23 protein-coding genes are annotated in these 16171 nt (G+C 42.4%); 21 read left to right on the top strand and 2 right to left on the bottom strand.

What is annotated here, in order from left to right; translation table 11 throughout:
* Nucleotides 1-25 precede the first annotated feature (25 nt).
* From rplO to FU659_RS21025, 18 genes are all read left to right on the top strand, one after another.
* Nucleotides 26-466, top strand: a complete 441-nt coding sequence (gene rplO / locus FU659_RS21110; protein ID WP_147949373.1) for a 50S ribosomal protein L15 — start codon at nt 26-28, stop codon at nt 464-466.
* Nucleotides 466-1770 carry a preprotein translocase subunit SecY gene (secY, locus tag FU659_RS21105; protein ID WP_147949372.1) on the top strand — a complete coding sequence of 435 codons (1305 nt, stop codon included), beginning with the start codon at nt 466-468 and terminating at the stop codon, nt 1768-1770. Before rplO ends, secY begins: the two co-directional genes overlap by 1 nt.
* Nucleotides 1771-1856: 86 nt before the next feature.
* A complete protein-coding gene (locus FU659_RS21100) occupies nt 1857-2507 on the top strand; it encodes an adenylate kinase (protein WP_147949371.1) in 651 nt (216 codons plus the stop codon).
* The gene (gene map, locus FU659_RS21095; protein ID WP_147949370.1) at nt 2507-3259 is read left to right on the top strand and encodes a type I methionyl aminopeptidase; all 753 of its coding nucleotides are present in this window, start codon (nt 2507-2509) and stop codon (nt 3257-3259) included. Before FU659_RS21100 ends, map begins: the two co-directional genes overlap by 1 nt.
* Nucleotides 3260-3269: 10 nt before the next feature.
* Entirely contained in the window at nt 3270-3578 is a 309-nt protein-coding gene (locus FU659_RS21090; RefSeq protein ID WP_147949369.1) for a KOW domain-containing RNA-binding protein, read from the top strand.
* 2 nt (nt 3579-3580) lie between these two features.
* The gene (infA, locus tag FU659_RS21085; protein ID WP_009676800.1) at nt 3581-3799 is read left to right on the top strand and encodes a translation initiation factor IF-1; all 219 of its coding nucleotides are present in this window, start codon (nt 3581-3583) and stop codon (nt 3797-3799) included.
* Nucleotides 3800-3904: 105 nt separating this feature from the next.
* Entirely contained in the window at nt 3905-4018 is a 114-nt protein-coding gene (gene rpmJ, locus FU659_RS21080; RefSeq protein WP_003333770.1) for a 50S ribosomal protein L36, read from the top strand.
* Between the two features lie 19 nt (nt 4019-4037).
* Complete coding sequence (gene rpsM, locus FU659_RS21075) at nt 4038-4406, top strand: 30S ribosomal protein S13 (RefSeq protein ID WP_147949368.1); 369 nt, start codon at nt 4038-4040, stop codon at nt 4404-4406.
* An 18-nt stretch (nt 4407-4424) separates the two neighbouring features.
* Nucleotides 4425-4820: a 30S ribosomal protein S11 gene (gene rpsK, locus FU659_RS21070; protein WP_079417968.1), complete on the top strand. Its 396-nt coding sequence runs from the start codon at nt 4425-4427 to the stop codon at nt 4818-4820.
* Nucleotides 4821-4946: 126 nt separating this feature from the next.
* Nucleotides 4947-5891 (top strand): DNA-directed RNA polymerase subunit alpha, encoded by a 945-nt coding sequence (locus tag FU659_RS21065; RefSeq protein WP_147949367.1) that lies wholly within the window; start codon nt 4947-4949, stop codon nt 5889-5891.
* A gap of 24 nt (nt 5892-5915) precedes the next feature.
* A complete protein-coding gene (gene rplQ / locus FU659_RS21060; protein WP_147949366.1) occupies nt 5916-6281 on the top strand; it encodes a 50S ribosomal protein L17 in 366 nt (121 codons plus the stop codon).
* A 100-nt stretch (nt 6282-6381) separates the two neighbouring features.
* The gene (truA, locus tag FU659_RS21055; RefSeq protein ID WP_397356195.1) at nt 6382-7158 is read left to right on the top strand and encodes a tRNA pseudouridine(38-40) synthase TruA; all 777 of its coding nucleotides are present in this window, start codon (nt 6382-6384) and stop codon (nt 7156-7158) included.
* A gap of 171 nt (nt 7159-7329) precedes the next feature.
* Nucleotides 7330-7767: a 50S ribosomal protein L13 gene (gene rplM, locus FU659_RS21050; RefSeq protein WP_147949365.1), complete on the top strand. Its 438-nt coding sequence runs from the start codon at nt 7330-7332 to the stop codon at nt 7765-7767.
* A gap of 18 nt (nt 7768-7785) precedes the next feature.
* Nucleotides 7786-8178: a 30S ribosomal protein S9 gene (rpsI, locus tag FU659_RS21045; protein WP_147949364.1), complete on the top strand. Its 393-nt coding sequence runs from the start codon at nt 7786-7788 to the stop codon at nt 8176-8178.
* Nucleotides 8179-8398: 220 nt separating this feature from the next.
* Nucleotides 8399-9091 (top strand): phosphoadenylyl-sulfate reductase, encoded by a 693-nt coding sequence (locus tag FU659_RS21040; protein WP_147949363.1) that lies wholly within the window; start codon nt 8399-8401, stop codon nt 9089-9091.
* 32 nt (nt 9092-9123) lie between these two features.
* Nucleotides 9124-10299 carry a sulfate adenylyltransferase gene (sat, locus tag FU659_RS21035; protein ID WP_147949362.1) on the top strand — a complete coding sequence of 392 codons (1176 nt, stop codon included), beginning with the start codon at nt 9124-9126 and terminating at the stop codon, nt 10297-10299.
* A gap of 72 nt (nt 10300-10371) precedes the next feature.
* Nucleotides 10372-11127, top strand: coding sequence for an N-acetylmuramoyl-L-alanine amidase CwlD (cwlD, locus tag FU659_RS21030; protein ID WP_147949361.1), 756 nt, complete (start codon nt 10372-10374; stop codon nt 11125-11127).
* Between the two features lie 60 nt (nt 11128-11187).
* Nucleotides 11188-12273 (top strand): Mrp/NBP35 family ATP-binding protein, encoded by a 1086-nt coding sequence (locus tag FU659_RS21025; protein WP_147949360.1) that lies wholly within the window; start codon nt 11188-11190, stop codon nt 12271-12273.
* Between the two features lie 54 nt (nt 12274-12327).
* Here the strand turns inward: FU659_RS21025 and gerD are convergent, their stop codons facing one another.
* Nucleotides 12328-12951: a spore germination lipoprotein GerD gene (gene gerD, locus FU659_RS21020; protein WP_147949359.1), complete on the bottom strand. Its 624-nt coding sequence runs from the start codon at nt 12949-12951 to the stop codon at nt 12328-12330.
* Between the two features lie 267 nt (nt 12952-13218).
* Between gerD and FU659_RS21015 the strand changes: the two genes are divergently transcribed.
* Nucleotides 13219-13815 (top strand): KinB-signaling pathway activation protein, encoded by a 597-nt coding sequence (locus FU659_RS21015; protein ID WP_147949358.1) that lies wholly within the window; start codon nt 13219-13221, stop codon nt 13813-13815.
* 26 nt (nt 13816-13841) lie between these two features.
* On the opposite strand, the gene pdaB is transcribed toward FU659_RS21015, so the two are convergent.
* Entirely contained in the window at nt 13842-14624 is a 783-nt protein-coding gene (gene pdaB / locus FU659_RS21010; RefSeq protein WP_147949357.1) for a polysaccharide deacetylase family sporulation protein PdaB, read from the bottom strand.
* 116 nt (nt 14625-14740) lie between these two features.
* Between pdaB and FU659_RS21005 the strand changes: the two genes are divergently transcribed.
* Both FU659_RS21005 and FU659_RS21000 read left to right on the top strand, forming a co-directional pair.
* Nucleotides 14741-15352, top strand: coding sequence for a stage II sporulation protein M (locus tag FU659_RS21005; protein WP_147949404.1), 612 nt, complete (start codon nt 14741-14743; stop codon nt 15350-15352).
* 241 nt (nt 15353-15593) lie between these two features.
* A complete protein-coding gene (locus FU659_RS21000; protein WP_147949356.1) occupies nt 15594-15824 on the top strand; it encodes a hypothetical protein in 231 nt (76 codons plus the stop codon).
* Nucleotides 15825-16171: the final 347 nt, after the last annotated feature.

Raw genomic sequence — 16171 nt, 5'->3', positions numbered from 1 at the left:
TAAGATCTAGAGGAGGTGTGCAACGATGAAGTTACATGAGCTAAGTTCTGCTATTGGTTCCCGTAAAGCTCGCAAGCGTGTTGGACGTGGTACTAGTAGCGGCATGGGTAAAACATCAACTCGCGGGCACAAGGGTCAAAACGCACGTTCCGGTGGAGGCGTTCGTCCTGGTTTCGAGGGTGGACAAAACCCGTTATACCGTCGTTTACCTAAACGTGGTTTCACGAATCGTTTCCGTACGGAATACGCGATTGTGAACCTTGAAGATTTGAACAATTTCGCAGCTGATACCGAAGTTACTCCGCAAGTATTAATGGAGTCTGGTATTGTGAAAGCTCCTAAAGATGGCATCAAGATTTTAGGAAACGGTGAAATCACAGTAAAATTAACCGTTAAAGCGAATAAGTTCTCTCAATCAGCGATTGAGAAAATCCAAGCTGCCGGCGGTCAAACCGAGGTGATTTAATGTTCAATACCATATCGAACATCTTCAAGGTAGAGGATTTGCGTAGAAGAATTTTATTCACGCTAATCCTGCTTATCGTCTACCGCTTAGGCGCCTTCATTCCGGTACCTAACATAAATACAGATGTCCTGAAACTTCAAGATCAAGCGAATCAAAGTGATGTCTTTGGTTTGCTTAACACGTTTTCCGGTGGTGCGCTCTTTCAGTTCTCTATCTTTGCGATGGGAATCATGCCTTACATCACGGCTTCTATCATCGTTCAGCTTTTGTCCATGGATGTAATCCCGCGCTTTGCGCAATGGGCGAAAGAAGGCGATGTCGGAAGAAAGAAGATGACACAGGTAACACGCTACGGTACGATTGTGCTAGGTATAATTCAAGCATTTGGTCTTTCTATTGGATTTAACCGTCTTTATAGCGGACTTGTGATTGATGCAGGCTTCACAACCTACGCATTAATTGCTATCGTGCTGACAGCCGGTACAGCATTCTTGATGTGGCTTGGTGAGCAAATCACGGAATATGGGATTGGAAACGGTATTTCCATTATCATCTTTGCAGGTATCGTCGCGGCGATTCCAACAAGCATTCAACAAATTTACAAATCACTTTTTGCGACAGAAGGCGCTCTGTTCCTGAATATCGTAAAACTGATCATTATTGCTTTGGTTGTTATACTGATTATCGCCGGCGTCATATTCGTTCAACAAGGTGTTCGTAAGATACCTGTTCAATATGCCAAACGCGTCGTTGGTCGTAAAATGTATGGTGGTCAAACCACTCACATTCCTCTTAAAGTGAATGCGGCTGGTGTTATCCCAGTAATCTTTGCACTTTCGTTGTTGATGTTTCCTCCTACCATTGCAAGTTATTGGAGAGGCAACGTCGTTGCAGAATGGATCATAACGAATCTTAGTTTGAATCAAACTGCTCCATTAGCGATTGTACTTTATGTATTACTGATTATCGGATTCACATACTTCTACACCTTCGTACAAATTAATCCAGTTCAAATGGCTGACCAAATGAAGAAAAATGGTGGGTATATACCGGGGATTAGACCTGGTAAAACAACATCCGTTTATCTGACTCGCGTAATGACTAGAATAACTCTTTCCGGAGCACTGTTTCTTTCAGCGATCTCGATTCTCCCTATGTTGTTTGGAGGACTTGCAGGCTTGCCGAGCTCGGTTCGAATTGGTGGTACATCTTTACTTATCGTAGTAGGCGTTGGTCTTGAGACGATGAAACAAATCGAGAGCCAATTGATTAAGCGTCATTACAAAGGATTCATTAATAAATAGCGAATAGGTTCTGATGGGGCATTTGTTGCGTCATCGGCACCTATTGTGCTGTTCGTAATGCCGAGTGCGATGGGAGGGTTTCAAAAGTGAACGTAATTTTTATGGGGCCTCCTGGTGCAGGCAAAGGTACGCAGGCAGAAAAGATCGTAAGTGACTTTCAAATTCCTCATATTTCTACGGGTGATGCTTTTCGATTGGCAATGAGTCAAGGAACGCCACTTGGAGTTGAAGCCAAAGGATATGTGGATAAGGGACTTCTTGTTCCTGATGAAATAACGAACGGTATTGTGAGAGAGCGACTTGCACAACCAGACTGCGATAAAGGCTTTTTACTTGACGGGTTCCCGAGAACTGTTGCTCAAGCAGATGCTTTAGCCGAAATCGTAGAATCATTGGGCAAAAAGATTGAAGTCGTAATTAATCTTTCCGTTGATCGCAGTTTCTTGCTTGCCAGGCTGACTGGCCGAAGAATTTGTAAATCCTGCGGTGCTACGTACCATGTGATGTTCAATCCACCGAAACAAGATGGCATATGCGATAAATGTTCAGGTGAATTGTATCAGCGTTCAGATGATACGGAAGAAAAAGTCGGAACACGTTTGGATGAATATATCAACAAAACGGCTCCGCTGCTGGATTACTACCAAACGAGGGAATTATTGCGTGAGGTTAACGGGGAACAAGACATTCATGCGGTAACCGAACAAATTAGCTCACTGCTACGAGGTCTAGCGTAATGATCATTTGTAAGTCCGAGGTTGAACTAGACCTAATGCGAGAAGCCGGTCGTATCGTAGCCGAAACGCACCGCTTATTGGCAAGGGCGATTCGTCCGAACATTACAACGAAAGAACTTGATCAGATCGCAGAGGAATTCATTCGCAGTCAGGGAGCGATTCCATCTTTTAAAGGTTACAACGGTTTTTCTGGAAGCATTTGTGCTTCAGTCAACGAAGAATTAGTTCACGGTATTCCGGGTCCAAGAAAGCTTGCTGAGGGCGATATTATCAGTATTGATATTGGCGCTCAGTATAAAGGTTATCATGGCGATTCAGCTTGGACTTATCCGGTAGGTGAAATTTCTGAAACTGCTAAGCGTTTATTAGCGGTTACGGAACAATCCTTATACTGTGGTATTGCACAAGCTAAACCGGATACTAGACTCTACACGTTGTCGCATGCTATCCAAACTTGTATTGAAGACGCAGGCTTCTCCGTGGTAAGAGAGTACGTCGGTCACGGTATCGGAACGGATCTTCACGAAGAACCACAAATTCCGAATTATGGGATGCCTGATAAAGGGCCTCGTCTCAAACCGGGCATGGTCTTAGCCATTGAACCGATGGTGGTTGTTGGCGAAAGGTATGTCGAGACACTTGATGATGATTGGACCGTTGTTACTGCGGATGGAACATTATGCGCTCATTTTGAACATACGATTGCAATAACGGCAAATGGTTACGAAATTTTAACTTTGCCTAGAGCGTAGGTGATCATGAGTGGATAGTCATACACCAAAGATAGGTCAAATTGTAAAGGTGCTTCGCGGTAGAGATCCCGGTGAATACGCGGTCGTAATTGGAATTGTCGATCATCGTTTTGTCTGGCTTGCCGACGGGGATAATCGCAAATTCGATCAACCTAAGAAGAAGAACCTGAGTCATCTTCAATTACAAGACAAGATTAGCAGCGAAGTGGAGTCGAGCATTAGGGAGACGGGTCGTGTAACTAATGGGAAATTGCGGTTCGCAATTGCCAAATTCGTTGATCTTTTGCCAGTTGAAGCACATAATGAGAAAGGAGAATGACTGTGGCCAAAGAAGATGTAATTGAAGTAGAAGGTACAGTGATTGAACCTCTTCCGAATGCAATGTTTAAAGTTGAATTGGAAAATGGTCATAAAATCCTAGCCCATGTATCCGGTAAAATCAGAATGCATTTTATCCGCATTTTGCCTGGAGATAAGGTTACCGTAGAATTATCGCCTTATGATTTAACAAGAGGCCGTATAACCTACCGTTTTAAATAAATGTTCGGCTTAGATGTAAGTTACTCTCTCAAGGCGTATGCTTACGAAGCAAGTTTTCTAACGAAAACGCAACATGGTTGCTTACGATAAAAAGGAGGGCTTAAAATGAAAGTAAGACCGTCAGTAAAACCGATTTGTGAAAAATGTAAAGTCATTCGCCGTAAAGGCAATGTTATGGTAATTTGTGAAAATCCTAAGCACAAACAAAAACAAGGTTAAAAGGAGGTGCAATCTGTAGATGGCACGTTTAGCTGGAGTTGACTTACCTCGTGACAAACGAGTTGTAATCGCGTTAACTTACATTTTCGGTATCGGCACTACAACTGCTCAAAAAATCATCGCATCTACTGGTATCGACGCTAGTACTCGCGTTCGCGACCTAACAGAAGATGAAGTGAGCAAGATCCGTGAAGTAATTGACAAAACCCTAAAAGTAGAAGGCGATCTTCGCCGTGAAATTTCCCTAAACATCAAACGTCTGATCGAAATCGGATCCTACCGTGGTCTTCGTCACCGTCGTGGTCTTCCTGTTCGTGGACAACGTACTAAAACTAATGCTCGTACACGTAAAGGTCCTCGTCGTACGGTAGCTAATAAGAAGAAATAATAAAGGGGGTTAGAGCTAATGGCAAAACCTAAGAAAGTCGTCCGTACGAAACGTCGTGACCGTAAAAATATTGAGACCGGAGTAGCACACATCCGTTCAACGTTCAACAACACGATCGTAACGATCACGGATCCGCATGGTAACGCAATTTCCTGGGCAAGTTCAGGAAACCTTGGATTCAAAGGTTCCCGTAAAAGTACTCCTTTCGCAGCGCAAATGGCAGCTGAAAAAGCAGCTAAAGCAGCAATGGAGCACGGTTTGAAAACTGTTGAAGTAATGGTTAAAGGTCCAGGCGCTGGTCGTGAAGCAGCAATTCGCTCTTTACAAGCAGCTGGTCTTGAAGTAAACCTAATTAAAGACGTGACTCCGGTTCCTCACAATGGTTGCCGTCCTCCAAAACGTCGTCGCGTATAATTCAGGATTACTTTGTAGTATAAATATCCTAAAATCGTGAATAATGGTTTTGAAGGATAGGCATACTATCAAATTTTTACCGAAGTATCCAGAGGGAAACGACGTATTGAATGGAGGGTACATTTCATGATCGAAATCGAAAAGCCAAAAATAGAAACTGTCGCATTAAGCGATGACGGCGCTTATGGTAGATTTATCATAGAACCGTTAGAGCGTGGCTATGGTACAACCTTAGGTAACTCACTACGTCGTATCTTACTGTCCTCTTTACCCGGGGCAGCAGTAACCTCTGTCCAAATCGATGGCGTTTTGCATGAATTTTCAACGATTCCTGGCGTGCTTGAGGATGTAACGGAAATTATCCTCAATCTGAAAGGTCTCTCGTTGAAAATTCACTCCGATGAGGAGAAAGTGCTTGAAATTGATGCTGAAGGAGAAGGTAATATTACCGCGGCAGATATTCGCGGTGATAGCGACGTGGAGATTCTTAATCCGGATTTGCACATTGCAACTTTATCTCCAGACGCGCGTCTTCATATGAGGATTCATGCGGGCAGAGGGCGCGGTTATGTTCAATCGGACAAAAATAAGCATGAAGAACAACCAATTGGTGTTATTCCAATTGATTCGATCTACACGCCTATTACCCGAGTAAACTACAGTATTGAAAATACTCGCGTCGGCCAAGTGACTAACTATGATAAGTTGACCCTCGAAGTGTGGACCGATGGAAGTATTCGACCAGAAGAAGCAGTGAGCTTGGGCGCCAAAATCTTAACAGAACATTTGCTTCTATTCGTCGGTTTGACGGATGAAGCTAAGGATGCTGAGATTATGGTGGAGAAAGAGGAAGATAAGAAAGAGAAAGTTCTTGAGATGACTATCGAGGAACTTGATCTATCTGTTCGTTCTTATAACTGTCTCAAGCGCGCAGGGATTAACACCGTACAAGAGCTAATTACCAAAACAGAAGAAGACATGATGAAAGTGCGGAATCTAGGTCGTAAATCTCTTGAAGAAGTTCAAGAGAAGCTCGAAGAGCTGGGTCTTGGTTTGCGTACTGAGGAATAATCGTGTCAGAAGGAGGTTAATTCAATGAACTACAGGAAGTTGAACCGCGATTCCAGTAATCGTAAAGCATTATTCCGTGATCTAGTTACAGATCTGTTCATACATGAACGCATTCAAACAACAGAAGCAAAAGCAAAAGAACTTCGTTCAATCGCTGAGAAGTTAATCACTCTTGCGAAACGCGGAGATCTGCATGCACGCCGTCAGGTAGCTGCTTTTGTTCGTAGAGAAGCTGCAAACGAGAATCAAGATGCGATTCAAAAGCTCTTTTCCGAATTGGCTACTCGCTACTCCGAGCGTCCAGGCGGATACACACGTATCCTTAAGCTAGGACCTCGCCGCGGTGACGCAGCACCAATGGTATATTTAGAGCTTGTAGATCGCGCATAAGACGGATGGGAAAGGGTGGACGGAATCATTAGATTCTGATGAAGCCCTTTTTTTGTAGTCTTAGCTAGCGGATCTAAGCTAAAGCTAGGAAGGATGACTCATGGAAGAATACGCCTTGAGAAATCTTCGTTTTACAATTAGTTATGATGGCACGGCATATTCAGGTTATCAAATTCAGCCCAACGCAGATACGATTCAATATCGGATCGAGAAGGCCGTATTTTTGTTAACAGGTGAGAAGGTGAAAGTCATCTCATCAGGGCGTACAGATGCCGGTGTACACGCGAAAGCTCAAGTTATTAACTTTATTACGAACTCGAAGATACCAGTGGAACGATGGTGTTTAGCCTTGAATGCTAGACTGCCCAGGGATATCGTCGCCCATACCGCGGAAGAAGTTCCTCCTTCCTTTCACTCACGCAAAGCCGCGAAACGCAAAACCTACTGTTATGCGATCCGCTCGGCGCGCTTCCCTGATGTCTTTCACCGCAATTATGAATATCATCATCCTACGGATTTAAATGTGGAAGCCATGAGAGAGGCGCTCCCTTGCTTGATAGGTGAGCATGATTTTACTTCATTTTGTACGGTGAGAACAGATAAGGAAGTAAAGGTGAGAACCCTTTATGAGGTACGTTTGGAAACGGATGTCGATGAATTATCTACGACGGGGAAAGTAGCTCGCATACGTTTAATTGTATCTGGGAATGGCTTTCTTTATAACATGGTGAGGATCATTGCAGGCACGTTGATTCAGATTGGAGAAGGCAAACGGCCTAGCAGCGATATGCTGCAAGTGCTGAATGCTCAAGATCGAGGTCAGGCGGGGCCTACTGCTGAAGCTATGGGATTAACGTTGTGGAAAGTTGAGTATTAAAAGTAAAAACACTACTTGCTTCTTATCTCGTTTTCATGTAAAATATGACTTGGCGTTTCGTGATCGGCTACCCCACAGCCCCTGATCACAAATCTGCCAGAAACCATCCATCACTAATGTAAACTAACAATTATAACTATGTCTTGAGATATATTTTTAGGAGGACTAAGCATGCGCACCACATATATGGCTAAGCCAAATGAAGTTGAGCGTAAATGGTACATTGTTGACGCTGCAGGCCAAACACTTGGCCGTCTTGCAAGTGAAGTTGCTAGCATTATCCGCGGTAAGCACAAACCGGAGTTTACTCCACACGTAGATACTGGCGATTTCGTAGTCGTTATCAATGCTTCCCAAATTAAGCTAACGGGTAAGAAATTACAAAACAAAAAGTACTACAGTCACTCTTTGTACCAAGGTGGTTTGAAAGTGACTACAGCTCAGGATTTGTTGAACAACAAACCTGATCGCATGATTGAATTTGCAGTACACGGTATGCTTCCTAAGAACCGTCTTGGCGACAGTTTGAAAACAAAGCTGAAAGTCTACGGTGGAGAAGAGCATCCACATCAAGCACAACTACCAGAAGTCTGGAATCTTCGCGGATAATATAAGGAGGACTGTTTCGTGGCACAAGTTCAATATTATGGAACGGGTCGTCGTAAACATTCGGTAGCGCGTGTGCGCCTAGTACCGGGTGAAGGACGCATCATTATCAATAAACGTGATCTAGACGAGTATTTCGGTCTAGAAACTTTGAAGCTGATCGTAAAACAACCTTTAGCATTAACAGAAACAATCGGTAAATACGATGTTCTTGTACTTGCTAATGGCGGTGGCATCAGCGGACAAGCTGGAGCAATTCGTCATGGGATTTCCCGTGCATTGCTGAAAGCTGATCCGGAATACCGTGGATCCTTGAAAAAAGCAGGATTCTTAACTCGTGATTCCCGTATGAAAGAGCGTAAAAAATATGGATTGAAAGCCGCTCGTCGTGCTCCTCAATTCTCCAAACGTTAAGAATACGCGCCTTGGCGCTCAAGAGAGACCTTTTCGGCATTATGCCGGAAAGGTTTTTTCTTTTGCCCAAAAGTGGTTTTGTTTGCATATCATAATCAAGGTAAAACCAAGAGTTTATACCAAAATGATAAAAAGTCATTGACAGGTATTCGATCTTGGCTATAATTAAATATAAATCTTATAATAATAGTCGGGATTATAACCGTGGGAGGTTTTTACATTGAATCTTTTTGAAAAAGAAGCGTTTGTATCCAAAGCAGCAGAAGAATTTGAAAATCAATCACCACAAGCCATACTTAAGCTAGCGGTAGACACTTTTCCTAGTTTGACACTGGCATGCAGCTTTGGCGCGGAAGATGTTGTGCTCGTGGATATGCTTCAAAAAATTAATCCAAATGTGGATATTTTCTATTTGGATACCAATGTGCACTTCGCTGAAACATATGAAACAAGAGACCGTTTAGAGCAGCATTATGGAGCCAAATTCGTTCAAGTTTTGCCAAAGCTAACCCTAGAAGAGCAAGCCGCTCAATACGGAGAAGAACTTTGGAAAAGCGATGCTAATCAATGCTGCAACATTCGAAAAGTAGATCCGCTAACGGATATTCTTAAGAACTATGACGCTTGGATCACAGGGATTCGCCGGGACCAAGCTCCTACTCGCGCAAATGCTAAAAAAGTTGAATATGATGTTAAGTTCGGACTGATTAAATTTAATCCTCTTGCTAGTTGGACTTCTGAGGATGTATGGAATTATATTCGTGAGAACGATGTAATCTACAACCCTTTACATGATCGCAACTTCCCAAGTATCGGCTGCACACACTGCACACGCCCAGTAGCGGATGGCGAAGATCCAAGGGCTGGACGTTGGGCTAGTATTGAGAAAACGGAATGCGGACTTCATAAGTAATCATAGACATACATTTGCGGAGGTAGCACGTAATGACAACGATTAAACCCCATGGCGGGGATGAACTGATTAACCGGTTAGTATCGGAAGATCAAAGAGAAACGGCCCTACAACAAGCTTTCACATTGAAGCAAATTCGTATTAATACTTGGACTATTTCTGATTTAGACCTTATAGCGGTAGGTGCGTTCTCACCGTTAACCGGTTTTCTGGATGAATCTAACTACACTTCTGTTGTAGAGACAATGCGTCTTACGGATGGAACGGTTTGGAGTATTCCAATCACCCTATCCATTGAGCCGGAGCTTGCCGCGACGCTTGCTATTGGTGAAAAGGTAGCCTTAGTTGGTGAAGAGGATGATGTTATTTACGGAACTTTGGATGTTTCAAGCATCTATACAGTTAACCAACAGAACGAAGCTATTAAAATATTTAAAACAGACGATATGGCCCATCCAGGCGTAGATAAGCTTTTCTCACGTTCTTCTACAAATATTGGGGGTTCGATTCAACTATTGAATCGTCCTAAACCAAAAAAGTTTGAAGAGTTTTACTTCAATCCTTCCGAAACTCGTCGTATTTTTGCCGAAAATGGCTGGAAAACGGTTGTTGGCTTTCAAACACGCAATCCTGTTCATCGCGCGCATGAGTACATCCAGAAGTCGGCTATGGAAATCGTGGATGCTCTGTTCCTGAACCCACTTGTTGGGGAAACGAAGTCCGATGATATTTCTGCTGATGTTCGTATGAAGAGCTACTTGGTTCTTCTTGAGAACTACTATCCAAAGGATCGTACCTTCTTAGGCGTATATCCGGCTGCGATGCGTTATGCAGGTCCCAGAGAGGCCATTTTACATGCCATTGTGCGCAGAAACTATGGTTGCACTCATTTTATCGTAGGACGGGATCACGCGGGCGTAGGCGACTATTACGGAACGTACGAAGCTCAAGAGATTTTCAGCAATTTTACCGCTGAGGAAATGGGCATTACACCGTTATTTTTTGAACATAGCTTCTTCTGCACCAAATGTGGCAACATGGCTTCCAGCAAAACATGTCCGCATGATAAATCACATCATATGCATCTATCCGGTACGAAAGTACGTGGCTTGCTGAGAGACGGTCAATGTCCGCCTCCGGAGTTCACTCGACCTGAAGTTGCGCAAGTCTTGATTGAAGGCCTGAGAGACCCCGAATATCAAGTTTAAAGCAAGGTATATTTGTCCACCCTGTCCCATATAGATGTTACAGAGTCTATGGGGAACAGAGGTGGATTTTTTATGCGCAAAAGGAAGAAACGGCTAATCGTCTGGCTGACATATCAAAGCAGTGTTAAGCTTGTACTTTCAGCCATGTTAATTGCACTCGTAGTTTTCATCTATGCTTATGAGCTGCCGGCGACGAAGACGTGGTCAGATTGGAACTTACCTCTTTCGGGGAAAACGATTGCTTTGGATGCGGGTCATGGGGGACCGGATGGGGGGGCATCGAGTAAGGAAGGCTTGATCGAGAAAGACATCAACTTAGCGCTTACTCTCCAACTGAGAGATTACCTTCAACAAGCAGGCGCGCTTGTCATCATGACCCGTGAAACAGATAAGGACTTAGCTGATTCGGGTACTAAAGGATACAGTAAAAGAAAGACGGAGGACCTCCATAACCGCGTTGATTTAATTAATGATAATAAAGCTGATTTGTTTCTGACGATACATCTGAATAGCATTCCCTCGCAAAAATGGAAAGGCGCACAAACGTTCTATTATCCGAATAACCCTAATAATGCCAATTTGGCTGCACTGATCCAAGAAGAATTGAAAAGAAATTTAGAAAATACAGACCGGGTAGCTAAGCCGGCGGATAAGACGGTATATGTATTGAAATCATTAAAGATGCCTAGTGCGCTTGTTGAGGTAGGCTTTCTCTCCAATCCGGAAGAAGCGAGATTATTAGCCGATGTTAAGTATCAGAAGATGCTAGCGGCTTCTATCTATCAGGGAGTGCTCCGATTTTATGCAGGAGAAAAAGTGGGTTCTTAATTGATTTATGATATAATTAAACTCACGAATACGATGTCCGAATAAAGGTGTGGTGTGGCTATGATAAATAAAGATCAATTATTAGTGGCGTTAAAACCCCTTCACGATCCTCAGTACGATAAAAGTATTGTAGAACTGAACTTCGTTAGAGACGTGATGTTTAAAGAAGATCATGTATCTTTGAGCTTAATTGTTACATCCGAAGATGAAGCTTTTAAAGAAAAAGCCAAGACTTTTATGGAACAAGCTTTGGAAAAACTAGGTGTTTCACAATTACACATTCGTTTTCGGCTTATTACAGATTATGAACGCGGCCAGATTGCTTCTACTGAACAGCCCAATAAAGCTGTACCACAGGAATCGCCAGCGCCTCAGAAGCAAGCCATTCTGGGCAACTCTTCTTCCGTGAAGTTTATTGCCATTGCCAGTGGAAAAGGCGGAGTTGGTAAATCAACCGTAACCGTGAACCTTGCTGTTGCCTTAGCTCGTCAAGGTAAAAAGGTAGGGATCGTGGATGCAGATATTTATGGGTTTAGTATTCCGGATATGATGGGAATAGAAGAACAGCCTAAGCTTGTAGATAATGTTATTTTTCCAGTGGAGAAATTTGGAGTTAAAGTCATTTCGATGGGCTTTTTCGTACAAGACAATGCACCGGTCGTTTGGCGCGGTCCTATGCTTGGCAAAATGCTGCGCAACTTCTTCCATGAAGTGGATTGGGGAGATGTAGAATATATCTTGCTTGATTTACCTCCTGGCACAGGTGACGTAGCGCTGGACGTTCATCAAATGATTCCCCAAAGTAAAGAGGTTATTGTAACTACGCCTCATGCGACAGCCGCTTTTGTAGCCGCAAGAGCAGGAGCCATGGCCATCCAAACGGACCATGAGATTTTGGGCATTGTTGAAAACATGTCTTACTATGAGAACAAAGATGGCACCAAGGATTATATTTTCGGCAAAGGCGGAGGAGCCAAACTTGCGGAGGATCTTCACAGTGATTTATTGGCGCAGATTCCTTTAGGAGCTCCTGATAATCATATATCCGAAATTGATTACTCTCCATCTGTGTATAAAAAGGATTCAGTTGCCGGACAAATCTATCTGGACGTTGCGGCGAATATCATCACGCGACTCGCCAATTAATAAATAAAAGGGCTTGCGGAGAAAGCATTCCGCGGCCCTTTTTGGTTTCATAGACTACTGGGAAGAACTAGAATCGTCTTTCTTTTTGCTGCTATCTTGTTTACTGGAATCCTCTTTTTTGTCAGATCCTCCGCCTCCTCCTGAAGAACCGCTATCTGATTTTTTCTGTTCTTGCTTGGCAGAAGGCATTTGATCAGATTTGCTTTGCTGCGAAATAGCAGCTTTGAGGAGATCGACTAGATGAGCACGGAACAAAGGGCTTTGAATAGAATCTTCCATTACCGTCATCATTTGTTGACGATAAGGAGCGGTTTTCATAATATCGAGGGTCATTTTCTCGTATTCCGGATTTTTCATCGTATCGACAAGCGATTTCTGATACTCCGGATCTTTTAACAAATCTTTGAACATTTGTTTCGTATCCTTTTGGATAGCTTTAGCGAAATCACCCGCAAATTTAGGGTCCTTCATCATTTCCTGCAGGAATTGATTATTCTCCTTGGCTGTTAGAACATCTTTAACAGCCATTTGCAGCTGCAGTGATTCGTTTGCGGAGAGAAGTTTGATTTGGGATTGGCCAGATAGAGCATTAGCCCCAACATCACCATTCATGATGCTCTTATTTGCAGCACTGATTGCTTTTTTACCATCATCAGACTTTAAAATATCAAGAATCATGGTTTTTGCTCTTTATACGTATTTGCTTGCGATTGACCTTGCGATGAGCTATCTGACCCACATGAAGAGAGAAGTAACACCAGCGAAATGAACAGTAGGACTTGCAGCTTTCTCAGCCTTTTCATCAACATGAAAGCATACTCCCTTCCCAAGCTTAATACGATTAGTATGCGTGGTTTAGGCTATATTATCACGGCCATTCATTGGCTTTTTATCGCAAAGGTTGGTACAATTAACAATTAGAGTTTATGTGTGGAGGTTTTGATCTTGACGTTACGTAAATGGTTTCATTTATTTTGGACAACACTCGTATTAGGCATGGTTGTCTCCCTAGTTATAGGACTTATTTTGCAGTATTCTGATCAAGAATTTTCTGTCATGGGGTTGTCAGCAGTCGGTTTTAATGTAATAAACATGCTGCTTGGAGGCGCTACAATAAGTGTGTTGAGCCAGATGGGCTTTTTTGCTTATTTGATCGTCAGGTTTATCGCAGCAGGTATCATTCGTTCCAAAACAGTATGGGATTTAATTCAACTGGCTGTCATTATTGTCGTATTGTTTGATCTTGTTTATCTAAGAATGACCAATTTTGAAGGAACGGGCTCGGTATGGAGCTATACAATTCTCCCAGTCATTGTATTGCTTATTGCTCTAGGAGTGGCTTATTGGAAAGTGAAAATGACGAATCGGAACGCATTTATCCCAACCGTATTTTTCATGTGCGCGGTTTCCGTTTTGGAGGCAGTGCCGGCATTAAAATTAGATAACGGAGCATCGACTTTGTTTATGTTGGCTCCGCTGCTCGTATGCAATGCATGGCAAATTTTGATTTTACATAAAATATTGGAAAATAAAAAGAGCTAATGCAATTAGCTCTTTTTTGAATTTACTTAATTGATATGTTTTAAGGCGTGATCCTCTACGGGCGTGGTTTCGACTTGAGTTTGTTTAATGAGTGTACTGACCGTTACGAACTCATAGCCCTTGTTTCTTAATTGATCAATAATGACTGGAAGGGCTTCATGTGTCTGCTGGGAGGAGTCACTCGCGTGTAACAATACAATATCTCCCGGATGAGCTTTGGAGACGACGCGGTTAATGATGGTATCGACGCCTTTGTTCAACCAATCCTGTGAATCCGTATCCCATTGAATGACGGAATATCCTAACTCGTCCGCAATACGAAGTACTCTCTTGTCGAAATCACCGTTAGGAAGACGGAGGAGATTGGGCTCTTTTCCGACCAACTCCGTCAATATCTCATGCGCAGTGGAAATTTGTTTGCGAATTTCTTCATCGCTGAGTGTGCTGTAATTATCATGTTTGTTGCCGTGGCTGCCAATTTCGAATCCATCCTTTTTGATGTGGTCAACGATTTCCGGATGACTCTTGCTCCAAGGAGAGGATAAAAAGAAGGTGGCATTTTTCACGCCCTTATCTTCAAGTACTTTCAGAATCGGATTTGTACGCTTATCTCCCCAGGAGATATCAAATGTGAGGGCAATCACTTTTCGTTCCGTCTGTACACTATAAATAGCCGAAGGCTCAGCGTTAGAAAAGACGGATACATGACTTTGTTCCGAATATACAATGGCTGCGGCGAAGACAATAGCAACTGCAATAAAGATGTATTGTTTGAATTTGCGGGCATTAACAACAAAAAAGTAGTTCATCCTACTATGTACCTCCTTCGTGCCCCACATACGTGCAAGGCTTGTAAACATGGTTTAAAATAATGTATGCTCGTACACACAGTACTTATGCTTCCGAGATTGGAGGAAATTCAGTGATGAAATTAAAACAATTGATCAACCATTTCAAAGAAATGAAACATTATTTTATTGTTGTTGTACTTGTTTTTGGTGTTAGTTGTTACTTAGGTTGGGCTAACTCAAACCAGTACTCTCATTTCCTTGAAGAACAAATGGGAGGTCTTAAAAAGCTTAGTCAATCCCTTGGCAGCAAGGATAATCCGCAGCTTTGGTTTTTCTTTGTTATTTTTCTCAATAATGCGATTAAATCCGTAGCTATCATTTTTCTTGGATTGATGTTTGGTATTATCCCCCTGTTTATGTTAGTAGCTAATGGGATGATACTTGGTTATGTACTCTCCTTACAAACACAAGATAGTACGATTTCTGTCGTTTTCAAAGGTATTTTGCCCCATGGGATTATCGAAATACCAGTTATTTTAATAGCATGCGCATACGGTTTAAAACTTGGCATGTTAGTTTGGAAATCAGGCGTGCAGCTCTTTATTCCAGTCGAAGCAAGAACAGCTAGAACGGAATTAATTCGAATACTTTATCTAACAAAACCTTTAGTTGTGTCCATTGTGGCTCTACTGTTGGTTGCAGCTGTCATTGAGAGTACAATTACCTATTGGCTAGTGCATATGTAAAAATAATTCAGATGCCTCGTCATAAAAATTGGGAAATCTGAGCATAACAGTAAAGCGATAGGGAGAGGGCGAGACGAAATATCTCAAATCCTTCTCGAACTGAAGCTTTAGTAAGCCATAAATCCTTGTATGTCGGGCATGTTAACAGACGCAAGCATCTTAAATGAGAAGCATGAATAGATGACACTACTGTCAGCAGGCCCTTTCTGTATCTACAGTTGAGAGGGGTTAGGATGGATGTATGCTTGGATTTTTGTTCAATGACCGGGAATGTAGGGAGTTAGATTATGTGCTCCGCAAAGAATTAGACGAGATGTTGTTCGATTTGAATGACAAAAGAATGGACCAAGAAATCAAAGGTGCTATTGAATCCAGATATAAAGTAATCTTCAGAATGTATGCACGATTAGCGACACCAAAGGAAATTTCCAAATACGCCAGAAACCGAAACAATCAAGTTCAAAAAAAATAGGGGGTATGTACTTGACTTACCCTCTCTTTATATGTTATTTTATATCTCGCCCCTTAAAAAAGAGGACAAGACAGCCAAATAAAGAAAACTTATGTAAAATAAGATTTCAAAATAAAGCTTGCGTTCTTGAAAAGAAGTGTGGTATATTTAAAAAGTCGCCGCTAAAACGGCGGGGAATTAAAGAAAGAAAATTGATCTTTGAAAACTGAACAACGAGTGAGTAAGCACGAACGAGCAATCGTTCAAACAAAGAGATTGTAAAATCTCGCTAGCAACGCAAATGAGCAATTAAGCTTTCAGATATACGGATGAGCAATTGTCCACTATTATGGAGAGTTTGATCCTGG

Origin of the sequence: Paenibacillus sp. N3.4, assembly GCF_008017805.1 — a bacterium.
Lineage (GTDB): Bacteria > Bacillota > Bacilli > Paenibacillales > NBRC-103111 > Paenibacillus_E.
The sequence above is the reverse complement of the archived record's forward strand: the minus strand, read 5'-3'. Positions and strand labels throughout refer to the sequence as shown.

Excerpts from the sequence above, each read along its gene's own strand:
- rplO (WP_147949373.1), top strand. The coding sequence starts at position 26 with ATGAAGTTACATGAGCTAAGTTCTGCTATTGGTTCCCGTAAAGCTCGC.
- secY (WP_147949372.1), top strand. The coding sequence starts at position 466 with ATGTTCAATACCATATCGAACATCTTCAAGGTAGAGGATTTGCGTAGA.
- map (WP_147949370.1), top strand. The coding sequence starts at position 2,507 with ATGATCATTTGTAAGTCCGAGGTTGAACTAGACCTAATGCGAGAAGCC.
- rpmJ (WP_003333770.1), top strand. The coding sequence starts at position 3,905 with ATGAAAGTAAGACCGTCAGTAAAACCGATTTGTGAAAAATGTAAAGTC.
- rpsM (WP_147949368.1), top strand. The coding sequence starts at position 4,038 with ATGGCACGTTTAGCTGGAGTTGACTTACCTCGTGACAAACGAGTTGTA.
- rpsK (WP_079417968.1), top strand. The coding sequence starts at position 4,425 with ATGGCAAAACCTAAGAAAGTCGTCCGTACGAAACGTCGTGACCGTAAA.
- FU659_RS21065 (WP_147949367.1), top strand. The coding sequence starts at position 4,947 with ATGATCGAAATCGAAAAGCCAAAAATAGAAACTGTCGCATTAAGCGAT.
- rplQ (WP_147949366.1), top strand. The coding sequence starts at position 5,916 with ATGAACTACAGGAAGTTGAACCGCGATTCCAGTAATCGTAAAGCATTA.
- truA (WP_397356195.1), top strand. The coding sequence starts at position 6,382 with ATGGAAGAATACGCCTTGAGAAATCTTCGTTTTACAATTAGTTATGAT.
- rplM (WP_147949365.1), top strand. The coding sequence starts at position 7,330 with ATGCGCACCACATATATGGCTAAGCCAAATGAAGTTGAGCGTAAATGG.
- sat (WP_147949362.1), top strand. The coding sequence starts at position 9,124 with ATGACAACGATTAAACCCCATGGCGGGGATGAACTGATTAACCGGTTA.
- cwlD (WP_147949361.1), top strand. The coding sequence starts at position 10,372 with ATGCGCAAAAGGAAGAAACGGCTAATCGTCTGGCTGACATATCAAAGC.
- FU659_RS21025 (WP_147949360.1), top strand. The coding sequence starts at position 11,188 with ATGATAAATAAAGATCAATTATTAGTGGCGTTAAAACCCCTTCACGAT.
- gerD (WP_147949359.1), bottom strand. The coding sequence starts at position 12,951 with ATGATTCTTGATATTTTAAAGTCTGATGATGGTAAAAAAGCAATCAGT.
- pdaB (WP_147949357.1), bottom strand. The coding sequence starts at position 14,624 with ATGAACTACTTTTTTGTTGTTAATGCCCGCAAATTCAAACAATACATC.
- FU659_RS21005 (WP_147949404.1), top strand. The coding sequence starts at position 14,741 with ATGAAATTAAAACAATTGATCAACCATTTCAAAGAAATGAAACATTAT.
- FU659_RS21000 (WP_147949356.1), top strand. The coding sequence starts at position 15,594 with ATGCTTGGATTTTTGTTCAATGACCGGGAATGTAGGGAGTTAGATTAT.